At 58.0% G+C, this 586-nt stretch carries 2 protein-coding genes; both read left to right on the forward strand.

The features are described from left to right. The coding region (locus tag AC1RP1_RS07720; RefSeq protein ID WP_481762676.1) for a hypothetical protein at positions 1 to 184 on the forward strand (184 nt) is incomplete at its 5' end. Next, entirely contained in the window at positions 177 to 536 is a 360-nt protein-coding gene (locus tag AC1RP1_RS07725; RefSeq protein WP_481762677.1) for a hypothetical protein, read from the forward strand. The genes AC1RP1_RS07720 and AC1RP1_RS07725, both read left to right, overlap by 8 nt. The last annotated feature ends 50 nt before the right edge of the window (positions 537 to 586 follow it).

A 586-nucleotide genomic window follows, 5' to 3' on the forward strand; every position in this document is an offset into this window, starting at 1 on the left:
GAGTGCGGTTCTCGAACAGGTGCACGCGATTGCCAAGCTCGCATTCGACGAGGTTGCTGTCATCTGGGATGAATCGGAGTCCGAACTTGAGGTTCGCATCTTGTCCGGGCTGCTCGACATGAGCATCTTCCTGCCATGTGAGCGGGCCGGTGACATCCTGCGACTCGGGAGCGAAAATGACTAAGGTGATCAGTGAACTGGGGCACAGGGTACTCGACATGGAACGCACGTACCCGGTGCAGGCGGTGGCCGAGACACAGGATCGGGCGCGGGACTTGGCGGTCGGCCTCGCGCATCTCAGGGTGTGTGCACAGGGCATCCCAATGCGCATGTGGTCCACGTGGGGCACCGATGATTCAGGCAACCCGCTGTTCTACTCAGTTCACGTCGAGGGCTATGGCGCACCTATTCAGGTGTTTGTCGAGGACGCTGAGGAAGGAGAATATATGCCACTCGCGTCGCTTACCGGCATCCTGAACGACGTGTATGCAATGGGCTACAACAAACATGAAGGGCTGAGTGCGGAGCTTTTCTGATGAGAGAGACACGCATGCAATGGGAAGACGACGAGATGGTGACTGAGCAC

It is taken from the genome of Dellaglioa sp. CoH-56-MRSF-13 (assembly GCF_056782095.1).

Coding starts and splice junctions, on each gene's coding strand:
- AC1RP1_RS07725 (WP_481762677.1), top strand. CDS start 177: ATGACTAAGGTGATCAGTGAACTGGGGCACAGGGTACTCGACATGGAA.